General features: G+C 70.1%; 27 protein-coding genes and 2 pseudogenes. 6 read left to right on the top strand and 23 right to left on the bottom strand.

The features are described from left to right. Positions 1-157: 157 nt before the first annotated feature. From FHS88_RS19670 to FHS88_RS20980, 3 genes are read right to left on the bottom strand one after another with little or no spacing between them, the layout of a single operon-like run. Entirely contained in the window at positions 158-394 is a 237-nt protein-coding gene (locus tag FHS88_RS19670; protein WP_184487201.1) for a phage head-tail joining protein, read from the bottom strand. A 15-nt stretch (positions 395-409) separates the two neighbouring features. After that, the gene (locus tag FHS88_RS19665; protein WP_184487200.1) at positions 410-2,377 is read right to left on the bottom strand and encodes a phage terminase large subunit family protein; all 1,968 of its coding nucleotides are present in this window, start codon (positions 2,375-2,377) and stop codon (positions 410-412) included. Beyond that, positions 2,377-2,955 carry an elements of external origin gene (locus FHS88_RS20980; RefSeq protein ID WP_184487199.1) on the bottom strand — a complete coding sequence of 193 codons (579 nt, stop codon included), beginning with the start codon at positions 2,953-2,955 and terminating at the stop codon, positions 2,377-2,379. The genes FHS88_RS19665 and FHS88_RS20980 overlap by 1 nt, the downstream gene beginning before the upstream one ends. A gap of 112 nt (positions 2,956-3,067) precedes the next feature. Between FHS88_RS20980 and FHS88_RS19655 the strand changes: the two genes are divergently transcribed. Further along, the gene (locus tag FHS88_RS19655) at positions 3,068-3,292 is read left to right on the top strand and encodes a hypothetical protein (protein ID WP_246420401.1); all 225 of its coding nucleotides are present in this window, start codon (positions 3,068-3,070) and stop codon (positions 3,290-3,292) included. Positions 3,293-3,390: 98 nt separating this feature from the next. Beyond that, on the top strand, positions 3,391-4,245 hold the full coding sequence (locus tag FHS88_RS20975; protein ID WP_246420398.1) for a DUF3489 domain-containing protein: 855 nt from the start codon (positions 3,391-3,393) through the stop codon (positions 4,243-4,245). A 14-nt stretch (positions 4,246-4,259) separates the two neighbouring features. On the opposite strand, the gene FHS88_RS19645 is transcribed toward FHS88_RS20975, so the two are convergent. The 20 genes and pseudogenes from FHS88_RS19645 to FHS88_RS19550 form a co-directional block, all read right to left on the bottom strand. Beyond that, positions 4,260-5,525: a site-specific DNA-methyltransferase gene (locus FHS88_RS19645; protein ID WP_184487197.1), complete on the bottom strand. Its 1,266-nt coding sequence runs from the start codon at positions 5,523-5,525 to the stop codon at positions 4,260-4,262. Beyond that, on the bottom strand, positions 5,515-6,981 hold the full coding sequence (locus tag FHS88_RS19640; protein ID WP_184487196.1) for a site-specific DNA-methyltransferase: 1,467 nt from the start codon (positions 6,979-6,981) through the stop codon (positions 5,515-5,517). Before FHS88_RS19640 ends, FHS88_RS19645 begins: the two co-directional genes overlap by 11 nt. Positions 6,982-7,298: 317 nt before the next feature. Then, positions 7,299-7,847, bottom strand: coding sequence for a hypothetical protein (locus FHS88_RS19635; protein ID WP_184487195.1), 549 nt, complete (start codon positions 7,845-7,847; stop codon positions 7,299-7,301). Next, on the bottom strand, positions 7,837-8,112 hold the full coding sequence (locus FHS88_RS19630; RefSeq protein WP_338146683.1) for a hypothetical protein: 276 nt from the start codon (positions 8,110-8,112) through the stop codon (positions 7,837-7,839). Before FHS88_RS19630 ends, FHS88_RS19635 begins: the two co-directional genes overlap by 11 nt. Positions 8,113-8,302: 190 nt before the next feature. Beyond that, entirely contained in the window at positions 8,303-9,643 is a 1,341-nt protein-coding gene (locus tag FHS88_RS20970) for a DUF3987 domain-containing protein (protein WP_184487194.1), read from the bottom strand. A 103-nt stretch (positions 9,644-9,746) separates the two neighbouring features. After that, positions 9,747-10,547: pseudogene (locus FHS88_RS21280) on the bottom strand (bifunctional DNA primase/polymerase); the annotation flags it as partial. Positions 10,548-10,615: 68 nt separating this feature from the next. Then, positions 10,616-10,840 (bottom strand): DUF6511 domain-containing protein, encoded by a 225-nt coding sequence (locus FHS88_RS19610; RefSeq protein ID WP_184487193.1) that lies wholly within the window; start codon positions 10,838-10,840, stop codon positions 10,616-10,618. A gap of 125 nt (positions 10,841-10,965) precedes the next feature. After that, a complete protein-coding gene (locus FHS88_RS19605) occupies positions 10,966-12,552 on the bottom strand; it encodes a DEAD/DEAH box helicase (protein WP_184487192.1) in 1,587 nt (528 codons plus the stop codon). Continuing rightward, positions 12,549-13,478, bottom strand: a complete 930-nt coding sequence (locus FHS88_RS19600; RefSeq protein ID WP_184487191.1) for a PD-(D/E)XK nuclease family protein — start codon at positions 13,476-13,478, stop codon at positions 12,549-12,551. The genes FHS88_RS19605 and FHS88_RS19600 overlap by 4 nt, the downstream gene beginning before the upstream one ends. Positions 13,479-13,534: 56 nt before the next feature. Then, positions 13,535-14,074 (bottom strand): DUF669 domain-containing protein, encoded by a 540-nt coding sequence (locus FHS88_RS19595; protein ID WP_184487190.1) that lies wholly within the window; start codon positions 14,072-14,074, stop codon positions 13,535-13,537. 3 nt (positions 14,075-14,077) lie between these two features. Then, the gene (locus FHS88_RS19590; RefSeq protein ID WP_135468390.1) at positions 14,078-14,869 is read right to left on the bottom strand and encodes an ATP-binding protein; all 792 of its coding nucleotides are present in this window, start codon (positions 14,867-14,869) and stop codon (positions 14,078-14,080) included. Then, entirely contained in the window at positions 14,869-15,054 is a 186-nt protein-coding gene (locus FHS88_RS19585) for a hypothetical protein (RefSeq protein WP_184487189.1), read from the bottom strand. The genes FHS88_RS19590 and FHS88_RS19585 overlap by 1 nt, the downstream gene beginning before the upstream one ends. Continuing rightward, complete coding sequence (locus FHS88_RS19580) at positions 15,054-15,605, bottom strand: hypothetical protein (protein ID WP_184487188.1); 552 nt, start codon at positions 15,603-15,605, stop codon at positions 15,054-15,056. The genes FHS88_RS19585 and FHS88_RS19580 overlap by 1 nt, the downstream gene beginning before the upstream one ends. Before the next feature lie 11 nt (positions 15,606-15,616). Then, positions 15,617-15,745 carry a hypothetical protein gene (locus tag FHS88_RS21165; RefSeq protein WP_272872855.1) on the bottom strand — a complete coding sequence of 43 codons (129 nt, stop codon included), beginning with the start codon at positions 15,743-15,745 and terminating at the stop codon, positions 15,617-15,619. Beyond that, positions 15,742-16,179, bottom strand: a complete 438-nt coding sequence (locus tag FHS88_RS19575; protein ID WP_184487187.1) for a hypothetical protein — start codon at positions 16,177-16,179, stop codon at positions 15,742-15,744. Before FHS88_RS19575 ends, FHS88_RS21165 begins: the two co-directional genes overlap by 4 nt. Then, positions 16,176-16,646, bottom strand: coding sequence for a hypothetical protein (locus FHS88_RS19570; RefSeq protein ID WP_184487186.1), 471 nt, complete (start codon positions 16,644-16,646; stop codon positions 16,176-16,178). The genes FHS88_RS19575 and FHS88_RS19570 overlap by 4 nt, the downstream gene beginning before the upstream one ends. Continuing rightward, positions 16,630-17,385 (bottom strand): hypothetical protein, encoded by a 756-nt coding sequence (locus FHS88_RS19565; protein WP_184487185.1) that lies wholly within the window; start codon positions 17,383-17,385, stop codon positions 16,630-16,632. Before FHS88_RS19565 ends, FHS88_RS19570 begins: the two co-directional genes overlap by 17 nt. Next, entirely contained in the window at positions 17,385-17,612 is a 228-nt protein-coding gene (locus FHS88_RS19560; RefSeq protein ID WP_184487184.1) for a helix-turn-helix transcriptional regulator, read from the bottom strand. The genes FHS88_RS19565 and FHS88_RS19560 overlap by 1 nt, the downstream gene beginning before the upstream one ends. Before the next feature lie 175 nt (positions 17,613-17,787). Continuing rightward, positions 17,788-19,626 carry a 7-cyano-7-deazaguanine synthase gene (locus FHS88_RS19555; RefSeq protein WP_184487183.1) on the bottom strand — a complete coding sequence of 613 codons (1,839 nt, stop codon included), beginning with the start codon at positions 19,624-19,626 and terminating at the stop codon, positions 17,788-17,790. A gap of 50 nt (positions 19,627-19,676) precedes the next feature. Further along, on the bottom strand, positions 19,677-20,465 hold the full coding sequence (locus FHS88_RS19550; protein ID WP_184487182.1) for a hypothetical protein: 789 nt from the start codon (positions 20,463-20,465) through the stop codon (positions 19,677-19,679). A 515-nt stretch (positions 20,466-20,980) separates the two neighbouring features. Here FHS88_RS19550 and FHS88_RS19545 point away from each other — a divergent pair. The 4 genes and pseudogenes from FHS88_RS19545 (at position 20,981) to FHS88_RS19535 (ending at position 23,209) form a co-directional block, all read left to right on the top strand. Continuing rightward, a pseudogene (locus FHS88_RS19545) lies at positions 20,981-21,486 on the top strand (DUF2924 domain-containing protein). Next, entirely contained in the window at positions 21,483-22,547 is a 1,065-nt protein-coding gene (locus FHS88_RS19540; RefSeq protein WP_338146681.1) for a recombinase family protein, read from the top strand. Before FHS88_RS19545 ends, FHS88_RS19540 begins: the two are co-directional and overlap by 4 nt. Positions 22,548-22,574: 27 nt before the next feature. Beyond that, a complete protein-coding gene (locus FHS88_RS21310) occupies positions 22,575-22,835 on the top strand; it encodes a hypothetical protein (protein WP_338146680.1) in 261 nt (86 codons plus the stop codon). Further along, positions 22,832-23,209 (top strand): hypothetical protein, encoded by a 378-nt coding sequence (locus FHS88_RS19535; RefSeq protein ID WP_184487181.1) that lies wholly within the window; start codon positions 22,832-22,834, stop codon positions 23,207-23,209. The genes FHS88_RS21310 and FHS88_RS19535 overlap by 4 nt, the downstream gene beginning before the upstream one ends. Positions 23,210-23,469: the final 260 nt, after the last annotated feature.

Here is a 23,469-nt window from a genome sequence, read left to right as displayed (position 1 = left end):
TTGCGTACGGCGTCGCGGGCGCGGCGCGCGACCGTCGCGACCGCCATACCGACCTCGGCCGTGGCGCTGCCGCCGGACGGCGCCCAGGCTGAGGCGCGGCTGTCCTGCGCCGCGGCGTAGCCGCGCAGCGCGTTCCAGGCATCGCGTAGCCGGCCCATCACGTGCTTCCCCCGCGAGAGAAGCTGGCCAGCGTCATGGATGGGCGGCGAGCCGCCGTCATCTCCGCCCCGCGCAGCACCGCGAGCGCCCGGCCGAGCTCATCGAGGCTGCGGTACTCCACGGTCCGTCCGTCGAAGGTCACGCGGGTCGTGCCGCCCGTGTAGGCGGCGGCCAGGGCAGCGGCGCGGCTGCCGGCGGGCTGCGCCAGCGCCCAGGCGAGGACGGTCGGATCCATGCGCGTCCTCCCTGTTCAGCGTAGCCAGCCGCTGCGCGGCGCAAGCCATCCGCGCGGGCGATGGGTGTCGGGCGCGGCCGACGGCGACGCCGGAGCGACATTCCCGCCGGTGGGAAATTCGGCGGCCGGCAGCGACAGCGCATCCGCCATCCGCGCCCAGCGTCCGTCGCCCCAGCCATCCATGCCGAGCGCCGCCGCGGCCGCTCGGGCGTAGACCCGGCAGTCGAGCGCCTCGTTGCGCTCCCTGGTCTTCACCCATTCGAGCCGGCGGAAGCCGTTCCGGCCGGCGCGGACGACCAGTTGCTCGGCGGTGAGCTGGCGGCAGAATTCCTCGCCGGCCGCATGCACCGGCAGGTGCACGAACCCCGGCGGGACGGGATCACCGCTTTCCTCCGTGGGCCGGTCGAGCTTCAGCCAGCCATAGGTTTCGGCCTTCAGGAAGGAGGAGCCAACCGGCCAGACCTTCAGCCCGCCGAGCTTCCGGCCGTTCCGCCGCACCTCCGTTGCGGCCGGCTGGCCGATCGCGGCGCGCAGCCCGTCTTGGCCCTTCACGGCGATGGCACGGCCGGCACCGGCCCGGCGGGCGAAGGCATAGACCTCCGCGGTGGTCATGCCGTCGCCGCTGTCGATCGCTGCCATGGCGACCGGCAGGCGATGCCCGCTGGCGTGCCGCCAGGTCTCGCCCAGCAGCAGCCGCAGCTCCTCCCACACCGCCGCCTCGAACGGGTTCCCCGCCAGCACGCGGTGCTCGACCAGCCAGGACTGCCGATCCTGGCCCCAGGCCCAGAGGCTCGCCTCGAGGCGGTCGCGCTGCACGTCTACGCCGGCCGTCAGCAGCAGCCCGCTCATCGGCACCGTGCCCGCGGGCCAGTGCTCGCGACGGTCATAGAGCCGCTGCCAGTCCGGTGCCTCGCCCGCCTCCTGCCAGGTCTCTCCGAGGACGGTGTTCCGGAATGTCTTGATCGCGCGGTCGTCGCCCTGGGCAGCGAGCCAGAGACGGGCGATTTCCGACCAGGGCATCCAGCCCGGCGGCGAGTAGAGAGCCGAGATGTGGAAGCCGACCGCGTGCGGGTCCGTCGGTGTAGCCGTGGCCCGCCACTCGCCTGCGGCCAGCATCGCCGCCTTGTGCTGCTCCCCGATCGCCCCGTCGCAGTCCTCGCAGAGGTAGCGTGCCGTCTCCGGCGCGCCCTCGTCCCAGACCAGCCGCTCGAAGCGCAGGTGCTGGCGGTGGCCGCAATGCGGACATGGCACGAAGTAGCGCCGCTGGTCGGTCGCCAGGTATTCGCGCTCGATCCGCGACAAGCCGGCGATGGTGGGCGTCGAGACCAGCAGCATCTTGCGCCGCCAGCCGAAGGTCCGCGCCCGCGCCTCGGCCAGCGCGATCGGGTCGCCCTCGCCCTCGACGTCGCCGGGGTAGGCGTCAATCTCGTCGAGGAACAGGAACCGCGCCGACATCGAGCGCAGGCCCACGGCACTGTTCGCGCCGGTCATCACCAGCTGGCCGCCCGGGAACTCCTTGCTGAGCTGGCGATTGCCGCTGTCGCGGGAGCGGGCCGGCGCGACCCGTTCCCGGATCGCCGGCGTTTCCTCCACCAGCGGGTCGATGCGCTGGTCGGAGAAGCGCTTGGCCAGTTCGGTGGTCGGCTGCACCGCGAGCATCGGCCCCGGTGCGTGGTGGATCACGTAGCCGGTCCAGTTGTTGCCGCACTCGGTGCCGCCGACCTGCGCGCCCTTCATGAACACGACACGCCGAGCGGGATGCGCCGGCGACAGCGCGTCCATGATCTCGCGCAGGTAGGGCGTGCGCGCGGTGCGCCACGGCCCCGGTTCGGCAGAGCCGCGGCTGCCGAGCAGGCGATGCCGGTCGGCCCATTCCGACACGAGCAGCGCCGGCTCCGGCGCCATGCCGTCGCGCCAGGCCTGCAGTATTTCGGCGTCGCCCTCGAAGCGGCCAAGTTCGTCCAGCAGATGCTCCCCGACCATCAGCCGACGCTCACGCGGACGTCGTGCCGCTCAGCGAGGTGCTGGCGCAGCCGCGCGTCCATCATCGTCTGCAGCCGGTGCGCATCGACCCTGAGCTCGGCTGCCATCTCTGCGGCGACGCGGGCGGGCCAGGCGAGGATGGCGTCCCGCTCCTCCTTGGCGAGGCGGTGCACCAGCAGGAGCGCGCGGGCCTTGTCGACCAGCTTGCCCTTGCGCTCGTCGAGCCGCAGCCGGCGCTCCTGCGCCTTGAGCACCTCGTTCGCCGTGCGCGCATCGTGGAAGGTATTCTGGGCGGCGCGCGGCAGCGGATCGGCCGCCGGCGCCATCGCGGCGACAGGCGGTGGCGTCGCTAGCCGCGATGCTGCCGGTGCGGTTGGCGCCAGCGTCGCCGTCTTGCGGACGGGGTCGCTGCTGTCAGCGAGCCGTGCCCGAACCTTCTCGACATCCCAAGCGCCATCGGCCTCGGGCGCGATGCGGCCGGCGCGCTGCGCCTTCTGCAGCGCCGTGTGGGAAATGCCGAGGCGGCGCGCCACCTCGCGCTGCGAGGCCACGCGGCCCGGCTGCGCAGCGGCGATCATGATGTGATCGAGATCCCTCGAAGATAGCAATCGCCATCGCGGCGACGGCGCTTGGCTCGCGTGCGGCACAGCGCGAATGGTCCGTCACGCGATGCAGATGACGGAGCCGACCATGACCAAGCGCGAAGCCAACCAGCAGCGGAGCCTCGAGGCCTTCCTCGCGAAGAAGGCAGAGTTCGACGCTCTGCTCGCGGAGTTGCAGCAGGCCAGCGATGACCACTTCGGCGCGGATCCCGAGGCGGTGCTCTGGTGCGAGACCGCCTGGCTCACCGACGCCACCGCGAAGCTGAAGGAGGTCGCCGACGAACATTTCCGGCGCGGCGAATACCGCGCCTGACGCGCCGCGCTCCCGCACCGCCCCGACCGGGTTCCGCCCGGCGGGGCTCCCGGCAGTAGGGGGCCGAGGGTCGGCTCCCGGAACCGGAGACCACGACGATGACGCTTTCCGATACCCAGCGCGTGATCCTGAGCGCCGCGGCGCAGCACGAGATGGGCCTCGCCCGCGCGCCGAAGACCCTGCCGGCCGCCGCCCGCAACGCGGTGTTCCGCAGCCTGATCAAGAACAACCTGCTCACCGAGATTAACGCCCCGCGGGAGCATGTCGGGCTCGGCTGGCGACAGGATGAGGACGGGACCTGGATCGTGGCGCGCATCACGGACGAGGGGCTGCGCGCCATCGGCATCGACCCGAACGCGGGCGACGCGCGCGAGGAGGACGAGCAGAGCCCCGAGGCCATCGCCCGCCGCAACGCCGAGCGCCGCGCTGCCGCGGAGGCTGCCGCGCCGGTGGCCGACACGACGCCCACGGGCGGGGAGGACGCCGCTGAGGGGGATGCCCCCGCGGAGGACGCCGAACCCGCCCAGGGCGCGCCCACGCCCGCCCCGCGCGCCAGCCTGCGCGACGCCGCCGCGGCGGTGTTGGCCGCCTGGGACGACGAGGCGAACCGTGAGACGGACATCATCACCGCCCTCGACGGCCCGATGCAGGCCCTGCGCGCCGCCCTGGCGGGCAAGCCGCCCCGCCAGGCGCGCGCGCCCGGCGCGCCGCGGAAGCCGCGCGAGGGGACGAAGCAGGAGGCGGTTCTCGCCCTGCTCCGCCGCGAGGAGGGCGCGACCATCGCGCAGATCTGCGAGGCGACCGGCTGGCAGCAGCACACGGTCCGCGGCTTCTTCGCGGGCCTGAAGAAGCGCCAGGGGATTGAGGTGCAGGTGCTGGAGCGGGTCCGCCAGGTCGGCCCGAACAAGGAGGGCGCGAAGGGCTCCTTCACCATCTACCACCTGCCGGCCTGATCGCGCCGAAGGAATCACGCCGCCGCCTGCGTGCCGCGGGCGGCGGCGATGTCGTCGAAGACTCGATCCTCCCCGGCTAGCACGGCGGCGCGCCCCGTGAAGGTCTGCCAGCGCCGCACCGCTACGTCGATGTACCGGGCGTCGACATCCATCGCGTAGCAGATGCGCGCGGTGGTCTCCGCTGCGATGATCGTACTGCCGCTGCCGGAGAACGGCTCGTAGACCGCATCACCCAGCGCGGAATTGTTCACCATCGGCCGGCGCATGCACTCGACCGGCTTCTGCGTGCCGTGCACCGTCGCCGAGTCCTCGTCGCCACCGGTGCTGATCGGCCAGAGCGTCGCCTGGTCTCGCGCACCCTGCCAGTGACCGGTGGCGCCCGTGCGCACCGCGTAGAGGCAGGGCTCGTGCTGCCAGTGGTAGTCGCCTCGCCCGAGCACAAAGCGCGACTTCGCCCAGACGATCTGGCTCCGCACCGCGAAGCCGGCTGCCTCCAGGCTCTCGATCACGGTCCGCGCGTGCACGCCGGCGTGCCAGACATAGGCGACATCGCCAGGGAACAGCCCCCAGGCCTCGCGCCAGTCGGCGCGATCGTCGTTCGCCACCTTGCCGGTGCGCATCGTCGCCGACACGCCCGCCTCGTTCCGCCATTCGGGATCGTAGTTCACGCCGTAGGGCGGGTCCGTGATCATTAGGTGCGGCCGCGCGCCGTCGAGCAGCCGGGCGACGTCCGCGGCGCTGGTCGCGTCGCCGCACAGCAGGCGATGCGGCCCGAGTAGCCACAGATCACCGGGCCGCGTGACGGGTGCCTCCGGCGGCTCCGGTGCCGGGGCGTCGGGATCCCCGGTATGCGCCGGCGCGTACTGTGCCGCCTCGCCCAGCAGCCGGTCGAGCGTCGCGCCGTCGAAGCCGATCAGCCTGATGTCGAACTCGTCGGTGCGCAGCGCGCGCAGTTCGGCGGCCAGCAGTTCCTCGTCCCAGGTGGAGTTCAGCGCCAGCTGGTTGTCCGCCAGCCGGAAGGCACGTGCCTGGGCACCCGTCAGGTGTCCGAGCCGGATGGCGGGCACCTCCTCTAGGCCGAGGGCCTTCGCGGCGAGGACGCGCCCGTGACCGGCGATCAGCACGCCGGCGTCATCCACCAGCACCGGCACGTTGAAGCCGAACTCCCCGATCGAGGCAGCGAGCTGCGCCACCTGCTCGGTCGGGTGCAGCCGGGCGTTCGCGGCGTAGGGTGCTAGCGCCGCCACAGGCATCATCTCGACGCGGAGATCAGGCAGCATCGGCCGTCACCTCAGCGCGGGCCGCGGCGACGGAATCGTAGTCCCGGCCGTCCTCGGCCAGCGTCACCGGAAGGTCTGGATGCAGCATCCGCCAGCGCGCGATCGCCAGGTCAACATACGCTGGCGCGAGCTCGATGGCGCGGACGCGTCGCCCCGTGCGCTGGCCGGCGAGGATGGTCGTGCCGGAGCCGCCGAACGGCTCGAATACGACGTCGCCCTCGTCCGTGTAGGCACGCATCAGGAACTCGGGCAGCGCGACGGGGAACACCGCCGGGTGCTCGGTCTCGATGCCACGACCCTTGTGGCGGGTGATGCGCAGCACGCTGTCGGGGATACGCATCTCCTGCACCGGCAGGCCGATGTGGGTGTACGCCTTCACCTCGCCGTCGGCGGCGCGCAGTCCGCTGCCCTTATTCGGCGTGCCGGCCCATTTGCAGGGCACGATCTTGTTGGGCGGCCGCGCCTCGCGATTGAAGTGGAACACCAACTCGAAGGCCGGTGCGAGGCGGCCGTTCCAGTCGCCCGGCAGGCCGGGCCCCTGGTCCCAGGCGTAGAGCCCGAAGCGCCGCCAGCCCTGGCCACGCATCCAGTCCAGCCAGCCCTGCCAATACGGCTGCCATTCACCCTCGCGATGGATCAGCCCAAGATTCACCAGCACCTGCGCGTCGCGGCGCAGCGCGCCGTCGAGATGCTGGAACACGCCCTGCATCAGCGCATCCCAGTCCGAGACGCCGCCGGTGGTGTAGTCCCGCTGGTTGCCGTAGGGCGGGCTGGTAAAGAGCAACGACGCGCGATCGGTGGCCATCACGCGCGCGACGGTGCTGCGGTTCGTACTGTCGCCGCAGGCGAGGCGGTGCTCGCCGAGCAGCCAGATGTCGCCGACCCGCGCGACGGCCTGGCGTGGCGGCTCCGGCGTGGCATCCGCGGGGTCGTCGGCTGGCTCGGCGCTATCCGCGTCCGGCTGGTTGCCAGGGGCCGGCTCGGCACCGCTGGCAACCACCGGCGCCGGCAGGTTGCCGGCATCGGTTTCCAGCCCGGCCAGCAGCCGCTCGATCTCGGCGCCGTCGAAGCCGGTCAGCGCCAGGTCGACGCCGCCCATCTCCTGCAGCTTCGCGACCTCGGTCGCGAGCAGCGCTTCGTCCCAGCCGGCATTCAGCGCGATGCGATTATCGGCGAGGCGATACGCTGCCTTCTGCGCCTCGGTCAGGCCAGCGCGGACGATGGTCGGCACAGTGTCGAGGCCGAGGGACTTCGCGGCCAGCAGCCGGCCGTGACCGGCGATGAGCTCGCCGCGCTCGTCCACCAGCACCGGCGCGACGAAGCCGAACTCGAGGATGCTGGCCGCGATCTGCGCCACCTGCTCGGCGGAATGCGTGCGCGCGTTGCCGGCATAGGGCAGCAGCGCGGCGACCTCGCGCGCCTTGACGGCGCTTGCAGACCATGGGGCCTGGGGCATCTGCACCTGCGTGATCGTGGAATGGTGGCCGGCGCGGCTGGCAACTGCTCGGCGCTGGCAACCTGGAAAAATGGCCTGGCGCTAGGAACCTTGCGCGCTTCCGCCCCCCGCATACAACGGGCCCAGGAAGGACCCATCGGCTCGCGAGCCACTGTCTCGATCGAGCGACGCTGTGGCTGGCGAGCCGCGGCGCGGTCGCGCCTTTTCGAGGTGTCCTGATGATACGCCGTGTGGATTTCGGTGCGCAACGCGACAGTCTTTCGCTGCGCTACGCTTGTCTTCGCTCGCGCGATTTTTCTTCGTGCGTTCGCACGCCATCACGCCGCCCTCGTCCGTGGCACGAGGCCGAAGTGCCCAGCCAGAACGCTGAGCGTCGCAACCAGCATCCCCTGCGCCTGCGGAGGTGCGACGGGACGCCCTCCCCATCCCTGCCGCATCGCCCACTCGCGCACGGACATCTCGAGGCCAACTACGTACCAGGCGCAGGAGCCCGCTGCGCTGTCGTGTCCACCAAGTGCATCGAGCGCGTCGGCGATCTTGCGGCGCGCGTCGATGTTCCGCTCCGACAGCGCGTCGGCCGTCTTCCCAGGCAGCCGGACCAGCGGCGAGCGCGCCATGCCGTCCAGCGCGGCACGACGGAACAGCGCGCGGAAGTAGCCACCAGCGTCGTGCATCTCCTGCGTGATGGTGCCGTTGGCCAGCATCATCCCGAGCGTGTCCACCGCACGCCGATGCTGCACCGGGCTGCCTGTCTCGGGATCTGCCTCGCGGATCGGCTCCGAGAAGCCGCCGTGCTGCAGCCGCCACTTCGACGGGCCGAGCGCCTCGTCCCGCTTCGGGGTCTTCGCCTTCCGCTTACCGGCCATTGGTGGTCTCCTGCTGCCGCGGGCCCCAGCGCCGCACGGCTTCGTTCTGGATCGCCTGGCGCAGCCAGGGGTCGGTGATGTCCTCAAGGCGCAGCGAGACGACGCCCTGCTGCTGCCAGACACGGCGGCGCAGCGCTTCCATCTCGGGCGTGGTGGTCGCGCTGCGCGTGCCGCGATCGAGGCTGGACCTCGGCGGCAGCGGACCGCCCGGCAGCCGCTGCGGGCCCTGCGAGGACGGGAGGTCGTGCTTCGCGCGCGCGCGCACGTGCGAAGGGGGGTCTATTGTGAGATGCATCAATATATCAATTCGTCAAAGGGTCTCTCTCTCCGCCCGCGCGCGACCCACGAGTATCCGTGTGCGCCCGCGTGACGGATTGACGTATTGACGTATGCGCGTGGAACCGGCCTCCCGCCTGGGTTTCGCGGCGGTCGCCGAGCTTGATGGATCGAATGCGTCAAGGAGCGGCCTCCTTGCCAGCAGTCGCCTCGGGCGCGCCGCGCGCGATGAACAGCATCGTCGGCTTCGTCCCGGTCGGCTTCATGCTGCGTGTGACCAGCTCGCCCTCGACCAGCGCGTCGAAGATCTCCTCGCGCTCGCGCTTCGACAGGAACTGCGTCTTCCGGACCAGCGCGTTCCGGCTGATCTCGCCGGCGCTGCGGATGATCTCCAGGACGCGCTTGTGCTTCGCCTCGGTGTCGTTGTCCGCGACGCGGCGGTCGGCCTCGCGCAGCAACGTGCCGATGCAGTGCTCGACCAGGGCCGCCGCCCAGGTGATGTCCTCCGCCTCTGTGACGGGCCTGGCCGGGTCACGGCTGACCGCGGCGATCATCGCCAGCTTCGCGGTGTTCTCTGCGTAGCGGCCGAACAGGGCGGTGGCGTAGGTCCCGCGGTGCGAGCGCAGCAGGTCGGTGGCCTCGCGACGCACGCGCGCCATCGCGGCCGCGGCGCCAGGGCTGAGCGGCACCGTGTAGGCGTGGATCGGCGCCGAAGACTCCATGGCGTCGGCGATGTTCCCGCCATGGCTGTGACCCGGCACGCCGCGTGCGATCGCCTGCAGCGCCGACACCAGCGCCGGCGGTGGGTCCATCGGCGCCGGGGCCTCGTTGCGCTCGGGGTAGTCGTCGTCTGTCAGGAAGACCAGGAAGCGCGCGATGGAGCCGTCCGCCAGTGCGCCGCCCTCCAGCGCCGACCAGAGCGGCCCCGGCACCGTGACGCCCCAGATGCAGGCGCAGGGCTGCTCGATGGTGACGCGCGGCCGCGCCTTCTGGTCGGCGTATTCGGCGCCGATGTAGGGCTCGGCCGCCGAGGTGTAGAGCTTGGTCAGCTCGGACCAGATGGCCGCCTTGTGGGCGGGGGCGCGCTGGCTCAGCACCAGCTTCAGGAACTGGCCGAACTCGTCGACCTGGAACAGGCGCGCAGGATGGCGCTGCAGGGAGGTCAGCAGGCCGGCCGACGACGCCAGATCTTCGCCACCGAGATAGCGGTCGAGGCCGGCCGCATAGATCGCGCGCTTCACGCAGCGGCGGGCATGGTCCTTCCCGCCGCCGCTGTCGGCGATGCCGATGGCGTAGACGTTGCTGCGCAGGTCGGTCGGCGTGCGATACCGGCGGCCAGCAATCGCCCCGACCAGGCAGATGGCGGCACCGAGCGAGAGGAAGGGCTGCGGGCTGACGGCGCTGGCGGTGGCGTAGTCCAGGAACAGCTTCAGCGCCCTCCACCTCCAGCAGTTCGGGCGGGACGCGATAGGGCTTCGGCGGCGGCGTGGCGGGGAGTGGCACAGCGGCGACCTTCGCAAGCAGGGCCGCGGCCGGGTGGGGCTGTGCCGCCTGCTCCGCCGCCGTGCCGTTCAGGGTCAGGGCAGGATCCGGCACCCAGCCGCGCTGCTCGGCCAGCCAGTAGATCGTCCCGGCGCCGACGCTGTGCGGCCGCAGCGAGGCCCAACGCCGCTCGGGCGTGCCAGAGCGCCCGGACTGGCCAGACTTCCGGGACTGGCGTGACCAATCGAGCCAGAGGTCGCGCCCCTCCTCGCCAAGGGCCGCTTTGATCGCCGCGCCGACGGTGATCCACTCATTGCCGGGCAGGTCGTCATTCGGCAGCCAGGCCAGCGCCGCCGCCATGGCGTCCCGCGTGCCCTTCGGGTCACTCGGGCCGCGCCAGGCGCTGGTCGGTGCGTCCGCCAGAATCGAGTTGACCCGGACCTCGTCGGGCACGAGCCGCCAGGCAGCGTCGAGGAAGGCGGCGCATCCCGCTTCGTCCACCACAGGGAGGCGCGAGAGCGGCAGCTCCACCAGGCTGTCCTCCGGCCACTCATAGGGACGGCCGGTGTCGGGGTGCACCGCATAGGCGACGAATTGCTGGCCGCGCGCCAGCAGCTCGAGGGGATGGCGCTTGCGGCCGGCGAAGGGCGTGGCCGCGCGATAGACCAGCAGCCGCTTCGGGGCGCGGCCGATGCGCAGGCAGGGCGTGTCGCCCAGCATGGAGGCCGCGAGGTCGGCGAGCTGGATGGCGAGCGCGCCGTCCAGGATATCGATGTCGATGCCCACCACGGCGCCGGTGGCGATCCCGACGCCGCAGCCGGGCCAGCGCCGCCAGATGTCCACCTCGAAGGACTTCGTCGGCCTGTCGCAATGCCGGGTCCAGTCGGGATAGAGCGACCACTCGCCCCCGCGGAACTGCCCCGGCACCTTGGTGCCCGGCATGATCGGGATGACGGAGTAGCCGTTGTCGACCAGCCGCTCGCCATAGTCGGCCATGAAGGAGGTCTGGGTCACGCCCGCCCTCCCACCACGAGCGGCGGCGCAGGATGTCGCCCCTGATCCAGCCGCCGAGCGAGCTCGTCCTGGTAGGCCGTGATGATTACCTCGAGCAGCGTCAGCCACTCGGCTTCGGTCAGCACTGCGAGGTCGCTCTTCCCGATGCTGTCCAGGTACTCCCCGGCCATGGGGCTGGCAGCCGCGATGGCGGCGATCTCGTGCTCGTCAGGATCAACCACGCCCCACCTCCGGCAGAGCGCGCTCATGCAGCGCATGGAACAGGCCGGGAGCGGCTCGGAGGTCCGAATGCGCGGATCGAACCAACCGAAGCCGCGGGCGGTGCGAAGGCGACAGGCGGCACATCTCACACGAACCTCGCGGCGGCGATCTCGGTGTATTGGCCCGCGGGCCGGACCTGGATCGCGATCGGACGGCGGAGCTGGTCCACCTGCTGCAGGGCCTCATCCACCGTCGCCGGCGGCGGCAGATTGCCGGCGCGGCGGCGCCACCAGCCCACCGCCTTGTCGCGCGGAAAGCCGGTGTGCTCGAAGCAGACCCATTCGCTGTGCCGCACGAGGCCGCACTCATAGGTGACGCGCAGCGACGCCGGCTTGCCGGGCTTCTCGTGGCGCGCGTAGCTGATCCCGGTGACGTCGGACCAAGTCGCCTGGACCTGGGTCGAGAGCAGCGCGTTCGACGCTGCCTGCGGCGCGACCTTCACCACCGGTGGCGGGAACTCATGATCGCACTCGATGCAGCGCCGCACGCTGGCGTGGTTGATAGTCTGGCATTCCGGGCAGATCTTGATCGGCGCCTCGCCCGGCTCGTCCGGCTTCTCCTTCTTCCGGCCGTCGACCGTGTCGATCGGGCCGTGGCGCGCCGTGTTGCCGGCGAAGTCGAGCACCAGGCAGTCGTCCTTGCCCTCGGCGAGGCGCGTGCCGCGACCCACCATCTGGACGTAGAGGCCGACGCTCTTCGTCGGGCGCAGCAGCGCGATCAGGTCCACCCCCGGGGCGTCGAAGCCGGTGGTGAGCACGTTCGCGTTGGTGACGCAGCGCAGCCGCCCCGCCTTGAAGGCCGCCAGGATGGCATCGCGCTCCGGACCGGGCGTGTCGCCGGTGACGGTCTCGCAGCTGACGCCATGCTCGCGGATAGCGTCGCGGACATGGCGCGCGTGGGCGACGCCGGAGCAGAAGATCAGCCAGGAGCCGCGGCCTTCGCCGTGCTGGACGATCTCGACCACCGCGGCGCGCGTGACGTCATCCCGGTCGACTGCTGCCTCGAGGTCCTTGGCGATGAATTCGCCGCCGCGGGTGCCGACGCCGCCGACGTCGAGCTGGGTCGCGGTCTGCTTGGGAACGACCGGGCAGAGATAGCCCTGCTGGATCATGTCCAGCACCGGCACTTGGAAGGCGATGTCGGTGAAGAGACGATCCTTCCCCTCGTGCAGCATGCCGCTGTCCAGGCGATACGGCGTCGCCGTGAAGCCCACGACCTTCAGCAGGCCCGCGTTGATCTCGTTCAGCTGCGCCAGGAAGGAGCGGTACATGCCGCTGTCGCCGCGTCCGAGCAGGTGCGCCTCGTCGATCAGCACGAGGTCGCAGCGCTGCACCTGCCGCGCGTGGCGGTGGATCGACTGGATGCCGGCGAAGAGGATCTGCGCGTGAATGTCGCGACGGGACAGGCCGGCCGAGTAGATGCCGGCCGGCGCCTCGGGCCAGGCGCGGAGCAGCGCCATGAAGTTCTGCTGGATGAGCTCCTTCACGTGGGTGAGGATCAGCACGCGGGTGTCGCCGTAGGCGGCGATGGCCTCGCGCGTGAAGCCGGCGATGACCACGGACTTCCCTGTGCCGGTCGGCATCACGATCAGCGGGTTGCCCACGCTGGCGGCGAAGTAGTCGTAGAGCGCCTCGATAGCGGCGCGCTGATAGGGGCGGAGCGACAGGGTCATGCCGCCACCCCGTCGCGCCAGACGCTGTTGTCGGGCAGCCGGTAGCTGACCCAATCCTCGCCGGCGTCCAGCTGCTCGCCGTCGATGAGGTCCGGAATGTAGAGGTGCGCAGCGCAGCCCGCCTCCTGATTGCGCCGGTCGAGTGGGGCGTTGTGCCGGGCGCAATGCCAATCACCGCCCGGGACCGGCGAGGCATGCAGGCAGGAGCGGCAGTGCCGCTCCGGCGCGGCGCCGTCATGACAAACGGCATGGTGATCGCAGAAGCGGCACTGCCACCAGGTCGGATCCTGGCTGATGCGGGCCGGCGGCCGGGCCGCGCCGATGATGCGCGCTGCCCTCGCCAGGATGCGCAGCCCGGCCTCTGCGTCGTGCCGGATGCGCTCCTGGTAGAGCTCGTCCGTGTCCTTGCAGACCGCCAGGTAGAAGGCGCGATCGAGGCCGGCGAGCTGCATATAGGCCTGCATCTGCGACCAATGCAGCGGCTTGGAGGCGGCGACGCCCTCGGCCTTCAGCTTGGCGAAGGACTTGGCGCTGTGGGTCTTGAACTCGCAGACGTGCCAGGTCGCCGGCGCCTCGGGGAAGCCCTTGGCGACGGCGTCCATGCTGCCGCCGAAGTGGCCGCCGGCGTCGCGGAGGTTCCACTGCCGGCCGGTCGCCGGATCCACGTCCAGCACGGTGACGCCGATGCGGCGCAGGTCGGCGACGAAGCGGGCCTCGGCCAGGTGGCCCGTCTCGAAAAGCCGGAGGAGCCGGCCGGTGTGCCGGGCGCGCGTGGCCCAGCGGAAGGTGTACCAGATCGCGCGCTCGCACTCGGCGCCGATCAGCGAGGCGCCGAGATGCGCGCGGTAGCCGGCATCCGCGGCCGCCTCGTAGGCGGCGTATATGGCGGTGACGGTGGGGCTCGACGGCGGTGGAAGGACGGCCATGGCTGGTCCCGCAGGGAGGAAGGAGGGGCCGGCGGATGTGTCCGCCGGCGGTGTCGTCAGCCGTTGCGGCGCCAGGGTGGCGTGGCGGCGGCACCGGGGCGGGTGCCCGCCGGGGGCGCCGCCGGGGTCGCGCGGGGCACCGCAGCGGCCGGGCGTGGCGCGACCCCGCTGGAGGCGCCCGCCGACGCCGCGGAGTAACCGGCCACCTCGTTCCGCGCCTCGCGGTAGATGCCGGACTTGTCGTTGCCGGCCGGCTTGACCTTCAGGGTCACGATCAGCGGCTTGAAGTGCAGCTGCTCGCTGTCGCTGACGTGGACCTGGCCCACCGCGTGGCAGATGGCGGAGAGCGTGCGCTGCGCGATCTCGACCGTCTGCTCGTTGCGGTTCACCAGGTTCAGCTGGTCGAAGATCTTCCGGCGGGCGGCAGGGCCCTCCAGCACCTCGAACACCAGCTTCAGGTACTGCCCGTCGCCGGCCTTGGTCGGCAGCATCTCGCTCTCGATCAGATGCGCGAGGTATTTGCCGGGCGGCAGCACCTCGAGCGGGACGGCGGGGGCGACCTCGGTCGCGTCAAAGGTTCCATTGAGGGATGCCATGGGTCAGCTCCGGGCTTCGGTGGTGGAGGCGGGGGCGGTGCTGGGTGGCGCCGCGTAGAAGGGGATGCCGGCGGCGAGGTCAGGCCAGGACAGCGGCAGCGTCTCGGCCAACCCGAAGCGGTTCTTCGCGAGGAAGGCCGGGCGCTCGGCGGTGTGCAGCAGGCGGTCGCCGCCGCTCACGCCGCGGACCACCTTCTTGTTGAAGCCGACGTCCGACTTCAGCGTGCTGACGCGATAGTTCGCGAAGAGCACGGCATCGACATGCTCCTGCACCAGCGCGGAGGCGCCGCGGTGCAGCTTCGGCTGGTAGCGGTCGTAGGGCTCGGTCTCGGGGCTGTCGAAGCGCCGGATTTCGGCATGCGCGATCAGGATCACGCCCATGCCGCGCTCGTCGCGCAGCGCGTTCACGCCGTCGAGGAAGCTGCGCCAGGTATCCAGCGCAGCGAGGTAGCCCTTGCCGTAGCCGAAGGACTCGATGTCCGGCTGGTTGTGCGCCTGCGCCGTGTGCTGCCAGACGAGGGGCTCCAGCCAGTCAAGGCTGTCGAGGACCACGGTCTGGTGGTCGTGCTCCTCGGTGTAGAGGCTGCCGAGCGCCTCCATCACCGCGTCGAAGCTGCGCAGCAGCCCGAAGGTCGCGGCGTCGATGCGGCCGAGCCCGTCCTCGGTCTGCAGGAACACCGGGTTCGGCGCATCGGCGGCGAGCTGGGTCTTGCCGACGCCGGCCACGCCGTAGACGAGGATCCGCGGCGGGCGCGTCTCGCCGCCCCGCCGGAGCGATGCAAGGGAGATCGCCATCAGTGCGACTCCTTCGGCGTGCGCGGCTTCGCCTTGATGACGTCGACCTTGATGTCGCCGCCGGCGCGCGCCACCGCCTCGGCAAAGGCGTCGAGGGTCGGCTCGAAGGCGGCCACGTCCTTCGCGCGGGAGATCGCGTCGCCTTCGAGGGGGATCGCGACCTGGATGCGGAGTTCATGCGCCATCAGGCGACGTCCTTCGGTTCGAGGGTGTAGGAGGGACGGCCGGTGGCGACGGTGCGCGCTGGCTCGAACACCGCGCGGATGCGCGGCGGCCACGGCGTGAAGCGGCTCTCCGGCACGCGGATCTCGACGGTGACGTAGTCGGCGGGGTCCTCGCCCCAGCCGCGGATGGTAGCGACCGCCTCCGCCAGCTTTGGCTGGTTCCACTCCACGCGCTTCGCGAGGTCCGCGACGATCTCGAAGCCGTCCTGCTCCAGGCGGACGCGGCCGGTGTCCTTGCCGTCGGCGCGGCGGGCCGCGGCGGCCGCTTCGCCGTAGCGGGCGTGCAGGGCGTCGTGCAGCAGGTCGGCGAGGTGCTTGGCGTCGGCCTTCAGCGCCCCGACCTCGTCCAGCAGCAGCGCCAGATGATCGACGGGCAGGCGGGCGGCCTGCGCGGCGTCCATCTCGCGCAGCTGCGCCAGAGTGGTTCGGTTGGTCATGCTGGTCCTGTCGGTGGTGATGGCGCCCGGCTGGGTGAGCGACGCCGGCGGCCGGGCAGGCGCGGGCATCGGCATGGGAGAGACGCTCATCGGAAGGTCACCAGCTCGGCGACCCAGCAGAGCGCGATGAACCCGCCGGCCAGCAGCAGGCCGCCGGCCAGAGTGCGGAGCGCCTCGCCGATTTCGCGCAGCCTCTGGGTGGTGCGCGGGGTCACGGCGTCACCTCGGCGATAGCGTCGGGCGGCGGGAGCGGGCCTTCCTCAGCCTGGCGCGCGCGGCGGGCGCGCTCGCGATCGGCGTCGGGCTCTGCGCAGCGCGCGCTGCGCCGCGCGATCTCGATCCAGACATGCAGCGGCAGCACCACCATCGGCGTCGCGCGGTCGCGCCAGAGGAACAGCGCGTCGTTCCGGCCGAGCCAGCGCTCCAGCGTCTTGAAGCCGTCGCCCTCGCCGCGCGCCTTGACCTCCACCTTCAGCGGCTCGGCGCCGCGGACGTAGAGGTCGACGTCGGCACCGTTGCCGCGGTACCGGACGGCGCCGGACAGCGGCACGCGCTCGGCGCGGAGTCCGCACTTCATGTGGATGTCGACGATGGCCCGCTCGCGGCGCAGGCCCTTGTCGCGGGAGGACTTGCCCATGGCCGACCTCACGCTGCCTTCCGGTGGGTCTGCATGATCCGGCTCAGCCGGCGCAGCAGGCCGCCGCGGCGAATGCAGTCGCCGCCATGGTCGATGAGGTACTTCCCAGCCTCGTCGATCTCCTGCGGCTGCAGGTGACTCGGCAGCAGCGGGACGAAGGCATTGCGGCTCGGCACGAACACCTCGCCACGCCCGATCTGCTCCACCGTCGCGCGGGCATCCGGCGGGAACATCTCCATCTGCTCCGCCCGCAGGCCCTCGGCGTGGTCGGCGCTCTCGGCGCTGCGCTTGAGCTCGTCACGGATCAGCTTGTTCAGCGCCGTCGCCAGAACCACGCCGAACAGCTGGTCGTCCTTGCGGATCTCCTCCGCGGCATTCCGGACGACCTCGCCGACGATCGCCGGCACGCTGCCGCGGTGGCGGACGCTGAGGCGAGCTTCGCGGATCAGGGTCCGCATGCGGTCACGCGGCGTCGTCATGTTCGTTCTCCAATGCGTTGATCCAGAGCGGCAGCCGCCGCAGCGCCTCGCGTGCCTCGCCGCGCAGGTCGTCGAGCAGGGCACGCGGGGCCCGGCCCGCGAGCGAAGCGAAGTCGACGGGCAGGGTCGCCACGGTGAGGACGGCGGCGGTGAAATCGGCCCAGTCGGCGCCGATCGGCGCGACCTTCGGCTGGTCCACCGGCGGGGCAGGACGCCTGGTGCGGGTCGGCAGCGGGCCGAGCGTGGCCTCCAGCGCGCCACGCACGGCGCCGCGCAGCCCGGCCATGGTTGGCGGCGCGCCTACTGCGCGGGACTGCGCGAAGTAGGCCTCCATGGCGGCCTTCCCGGCCGCTTCCGCCTGGCCGGCGCGGTCGCCGGCAATGGCCGTCACGGTCGCGGACACGCCGGCCAGTTCCTCGTACCGGGCGGCGGCCGCCGTGCTGAGGCCGGCCTCGGCGAGCGCCTGGGCCTTCGTCACCTGGTTCTCGGCGATGGGAAGCAGGCGGCCGTGCTCGCCGCGGCGCCGCTCGGCGGCTTCGATGTCGCGGCTCAGTTCACCGATGCGGACGCAGGCGCGCAGGTGGATCTCGCGCACCCACACCTCGAGCTCGCGGTCGTCGCGTTGGCGGGCATAGGCGGCGAGCGCCGCAGCCTTGTCGCGGATCTGCGAGGCCTCATCGATGCGGGCGCATTCGGCCAGCGCCGTACGGGCCTGTTCGTAGCGGACCAGCGTGACCATCAGGCGGTCGCCTTACCCTGCCGCGTGACGTCGGGACGCTGCGCGGCGCCGGCGTCACGGGCCTGGGCCGTCTCGTAGGCCTCGATGTCCTCGACGCGGTACGCGACCCGGCCGCCCAGCTTCAGGTAAACAGGCCCCTGGCCCAGCCACCGCCAGCGCTCCAGCGTGCGGGGGCTAAGGCACCACCGCCGCGCAACCTCGGACTGCGTCAGGTGCCTGGTCGCCATAAGTCGCTCCGTGATCCTTCGCAGAGGCCGACACGGCAACGCCGCGGCGGTCTTGATCTGCGAGGAATTTCAGCGGCTTAGGGCGCATTTGATATAGACGGCGCCGATCTTTCCTGTGACATCCGGGCGCCGGAAACTGGCGGACAAGCTGGCCCGCCGTCCGCGAGTTGTGACGTCAGGGCGATCCAGTCGTGACATCGGGCGCGACCGGGGGGGCTCCCGGAATTGTCGACGCGCGGATGTCGGCAAGCGAAAGCTCTCGCACGGCAGGGTTCAGCCGATAGCCGGCGTGCGGTCGGTTCTCGATGAAACTGTCATTATCGAGGGGAAGCCCGAGATCGACGACCAGCGGCTCAAGCGCCTCACGAAGCCGCCGGATCTGCGTGCGCAGGGATGGCTCGGAGATCCTGAGGCGCTTCGCGAGCGTGCGAGGGGGTGTGAACGGTACCTCGCGCCCTTCCTTCTTTGCGCTCCGGAAGTCTGGCAACAGCTGCTCGACGATGCGAAAGTTGGCTTCGGTCAGAGTGGCGGCGCTCCGGAACACGACCTTCCGCCCCGTCTCGTCGATCGCGAACTCGAAAACAGGGGCCGAGAGCCGATCGACCAATGCCTTCGCCTGCGAGTCGTAGTCGCTGGACGGCAGGATCTCGACGCTGTTGCGGGCGAAGCAGATGGACAGAAGCGATCCAGCGGGCAGCTCGTTCCGAAACAGGGCCTCCGCATGCTCCTTCACGCCTGCCGCGATGACGGACTCGACCGCTTTGGCTTGCCGTTGGAAGAGATCATAGATTCGGTTCGCCGCTTCGCCCGCGGAGATGTCGGGAAACGAGTTGATGGCCGAGACGATTTCTGGGAAGTCGACGACGAAGCGCTCCTTCGGCGTGGCAGCGACCTTCTTGAAGAACGAGACGTAGCTCACCGCCATGCGGAGATCGTCGCTCGTGCTTCGGTCCGCGGTCAGCAAATCAATCTTGTAGTTCGTCGCTGGTTCATGATCACCAAGGCTGGCAGCAAGAATGCCGAAGCGGCGATCGATGCACTGCGAGCACGCGCCGCAATGCATGTGCGCCGCCGTCCACGTCCGAGGTCTCGTGCAGCTGTTCGTAGTAGCGAGGAGGTCCGCCATGCCCGCCTCCTGTACGAGCATCGTGACCTCGCGCTTCGTCATCCATTGCAGCGGATTTTCGATCTGAACGGGGCGTTCGAGGAGCGTTGAGAACAGCTCTTCTAGGCCGCGTAGGACGCGTGGATGCGTGGTTCGGGTTGCTCGACCTCCGACAATATCTCCGGCCACTGGTGGATTGATGCTGACGACACCGTTCTCATAGAAGGTGAAGCGGTCCTTCCCAGACATGTGGGCGATCACCATGCCCAAGCAGGCGAAGAGGAAGGATCGGGTTCTCTGCGTATGATCATTCGGCCTGACGTTCTCGTTCGTCACCCACACCGGTATGTAGGTGACGCGACGCTCAAAACCTCTCGCCTTCAGTCCGTCGACGAGCTGCTGTTGGATGCTCTTCACCTTCGTCGCCGACGAATGGCCGACCAGGCAAACGGACCGCCCTCGGAGCACGACGTCCTGCACCGCACCAGCGAATGAGTCGACGCCGCCGGAGAACATCGCCACAGCATCGTAATCGGACGAGGCGTCGATGAGGTCCTGAAAGTAGACGTCACGGGAGAGGAATGGGCTTTTGGCCTTGTGGAACTCGAAGGTGTAGCTGTCGTCGGACAGAAACCCGAGCGTGTCTTCGAGCAGGCGCTGCACTTCGCTATGCTGCCACAGCGCAGGGTCGCGCACCGGTATCGTGAAGTGGAGGTCGCGCCGCCAGTTCTCACCAAAGTTCGTGAGCTGCGCAGTCCCCCTGCTCATCCTCTGGTCCGCGCAATAGACGTAGGTGGCGATCTCCAGGAGGTCCAGCAGCAGATCCGGCACATTTGCGAGCATGCTGCGCGTGATGCAGTCGATGCGAAGATTGACGTTCTTGCCCTTACCATGGACGTCCATCGTCATCGTGTCGGCGGCAGAGGCTGTAGCGACGCCGCATTCGATTCGGAACTTCCTCACGGTGCCCCCTTTCGCTGGGCCAGTTCGATACGCAGCTTCTCCACGGAGTATCCGGTGAAGCGGCGGATGTCCTCGCGGGTCAGAGTCTTCCCATCGCGATACTGGTTCTTGCCGAGCCAGTCGCGTGCGTAGGCGCGCATGATCAGCGATGCCTCATCACAATGCCGGCGAACCGCGCCATTGAATGACTCGACATCGTTGAGTGACTTCGTGAACCGCTCTGGTCCGATCATGCGGTGGAGGTTCCGATCGATGAAGTAGTGGATGACACGGTCGACGAAGCGGGAGTGGAACCGCTGCGCGAGGTCTGCGAACGCCTCTGGGCTCCGCAGCGACGCCAAGGAGCGACGCACGTCTTCGGCGGTGGGCGTCCAGAGCACCGGAAGGCGTGGCTGGAGCGTTTCGGCGAGCGCGCTCTTCGCGGACTGCCGAGCGATTTCCCCCAGGTCCGTCGCCCCGCCGGCCGATCGACGCTGCACGCGTTCGAGGGCGGTATCGAACGCCACCAGCAGATCCGTGAGTGATGCTGCCTGGCCGCCCTTGAGGTCGAGCGCTGCCCATCCGTCGGGCGCCGAATTGGAGGCGGCCGCCTGGGGCATCCGAACGAGAAGCCACAAAGCCGCGATGAAGACAGGATCCTTCACAGCGCGCTGCAGGGCGTCTCGGCCGACCTCCGTAACCTGGTCGACCAAGTCGGCTGTCGGCGTTCCGCCATCGAGGAGATACCTGACGATCTCCGGAAGAAACCGATGCGCGGGCAGCTTCCCGAGGCGTTGATGACCCATGGATCAGGACGTCGTGCAGCACCGGTCCGCCGGCGATTGGGCTCCGCTGGGCGAAAGTGCCTGCTGACGCACCGGGGTCGTCTCCGTGGACCGCGAATCGCAGCTCAATGCGGCTGCAGAAGGATCATGAACTGTTTGTCAGAATGCAATCCAGAGTAGAATAACGAAAGGGCGAGTAGTGGCCCTCGTCGTCGGCCTAGCCCCCTTCGCGCCACCACGCCGACCTCAGCTTCGTCCCGCTGCTTTTGTTTTCGCTGTAGTTCGCTAAGCCGTTGATCTGGCTATCAATCGTCAAGCCGGTTGCGGTACGCCGCGGTCGCTATGCGAGTCCAACTCAAACCGTCGCTCCCGCCCCACCTTCTCGAGGTCTGCGACCTGCTTGCCCGCGGGCTAATGCGGCTGCGCAGCCGCGCTGCCGAGGAAGCCGTGCGTGACGCCGCGGACCGCGGAGAGCAGTTGCTACACTTCCCGGCCGCCCAGCGCCTGCATGCGAACCGGACCAACCGGAGAGACGCATGACGCGCACCATGAAGCCCAAGCCCGCCACCCCGCCGGCATTCACCGCACCCGCCATCCCGCCCGCCGACGTGCTGGGGCGCCTCGCGGCCCTCAAGACTACCAGCGCGCCCGCCCTGAAACAGCAGTGGCGCGCGCTCTTCGGCACCGAGCCGCCGCCCTATAATCGGCGCTTCCTGGAGAGCCGGCTCGCCTACCGCATCCAGGAACTGGCGTACGCGGTCTGAAGTCGGAGACGCTGGCTCGGCTCGAGGCTCTGGGTGAGCAGTTCGACGGCGGGAAGATCGCCGTCCGCCGCATGCGTGGCGACGACAGGCCGATCGCCGGCACGCAGCTGATCCGCGAGTACCAGGGCGTCGAGCACGTGGTGACCGTCACGCGCGCCGGCTACGAGTACCAAGGCCAGCCCTACCAGTCCCTCTCCGCCATCGCGCGCGCCATCACCGGCACCCGCTGGAACGGGCGCGTGTTCTTCGGGCTGCGCCCGAGCCGGAGCGCCGCATGACGCGCGACGCAAAGTCGGCCGGCGTGATGGCGGCCACCGTGCGCAAGCTCCGCTGCGCGGTCTACACCCGGAAGTCGAGCGAGGAGGGGCTCGACATGGAGTTCAACTCCCTCGACGCCCAGCGCGAGGCCTGCGAGGCCTTCATCGCCAGCCAGCGCGCGGAGGGCTGGGTGCTGGTGCGCGACCGCTACGACGATGGCGGCATCTCCGGCGGCACGCTCGAACGGCCCGCGCTGAAGCGTCTGGTCGCCGACATCCAGGAAGGGCTGGTCGACGTCGTGGTGGTCTACAAGATCGATCGCCTGAGCCGGTCGCTGGTCGATTTCACCAAGCTCGTCGAGGTGTTCGACGCGAACCAGGTGACCTTCGTCTCGGTCACGCAGTCGTTCAATACAACGACGAGCATGGGGCGGCTGACGCTGAACATTTTGCTCAGCTTTGCCCAGTTCGAAAGAGAAGTCATTGGCGAGCGCATCCGCGACAAGGTGGCGGCGTCGCGCAAGCGCGGCATGTGGATGGGCGGATTCGTGCCACTCGGCTACGACGTGCGCGAGCGGAAGCTGGTGGTGAACGACTCCGAGGCGGCGCTGGTGCGGCGAGTCTTCCAGGGCTTCGTCGAGATGGAGTCCTGCACCAAGCTGGTGCAGGTGCTGCGTGCCGAGAGCACCACGACGAAGCGGGGCCGTCCGCTGACGAAGACCGATGTCTACCGGATCCTCAGCAACCGCGTGTATCTCGGCGAGGCGGTGCACAAGGGCACGGCCTATCCCGGCGAGCACGATGCCATCGTCACCCGGGCGCAGTGGGACGCGGTGCACGCCGTGCTTCAGGTCAGCCCGCGGGTGCGGGTTAACCGGACCCGGAACACCACAGCGCCACTGCTGCGTGGGCTGATCTTCGACAGCGACGGCCGCGCCATGTCGCCAAGCCACAGCCGCGGCAGGGGCGGGCAGATGTACCGCTACTATGTCAGCCAGGCTATGCTGAAGGGCGGCGCGACGGAGCGGCCGGCCATCGCGCGTCTGCCGGCCGGGGAGATCGAGGCGGCGGTGGTCGCGTAGGTCCGCGCGCTGCTGCGCCAGCCGGAGATGGTGGTCGGCACTTGGCGGGCGGCGCGCCTGACCGCGCCGGACGTGACGGAGCAGGAGGTGCTGCTGGCGCTGGAGCGGATCGAGCCCCTCTGGGACGAGCTCTTCCCCGCCGAGCGGGCGCGCATCGTGCGGCTGCTGGTGGACCGCGTAGATGTCCGGGCGGAGGGCGCCGCGGTTCGGCTGCGGCTGGACGGGCTCGGCAGCCTGATGCGCGACCTCGCCGCCCAACCGTCCGAGGCCGGGAGGGCCGCAGCATGAGTGAGGCGCCCCAGACCCTCACGGTGGTCATCCCGCTCCAGGTGAAGCCGCGGGGCGGGCGGAAGGCGATGGTCACGCCCGGCGTGCTGGCGCTGGAGCACCGGCAGGACATCGCGCTGATCAAGGCGGTGGCACGGGCCTTCCGGTGGCGGCGGATGCTGGAGTCCGGCCGCTTCGCCACGATCAACGAGCTGGCCGCCGCCGAGAAGATCAACGCGTCCTACGTGTCGCGCGTGCTGCGGCTGACGCTGCTGGCGCCGGATATCGTCGAGGCGATCCTGGATGGGCGGCAGCCCGAAGGGATGACGCTGCCGGCGCTGATGGAGCCGTTTCCGGCGGAGTGGGAGGGGCAGCGCCTGGATCTCTATATCTAATCGGACTGGATAAGCTTTGACCACACTACGCCCACCCCACAGAAAGGCCCAACGCCGCACGAACATATCGATCAAGTGCCGATTATTCGTGTGAGACCGCACGGCCAGCGGGACAGTCGGCCGGAAGAGCTACTCGCCTGCTTGCGAGCCTGCGCACCTTTCCGGCCTAGGCCGCGTGGACAAACCTGATCCACAGTCGGATGGAGGCGAGTGTCGCGAAGCCGAGGAAGCTCTCGGCGGTCTGGTCGTAGCGGGTAGCG

It is taken from the genome of Neoroseomonas alkaliterrae, from assembly GCF_014199195.1.
Lineage (GTDB): Bacteria > Pseudomonadota > Alphaproteobacteria > Acetobacterales > Acetobacteraceae > Neoroseomonas > Neoroseomonas alkaliterrae.
The sequence above is the reverse complement of the archived record's forward strand: the minus strand, read 5'-3'. Positions and strand labels throughout refer to the sequence as shown.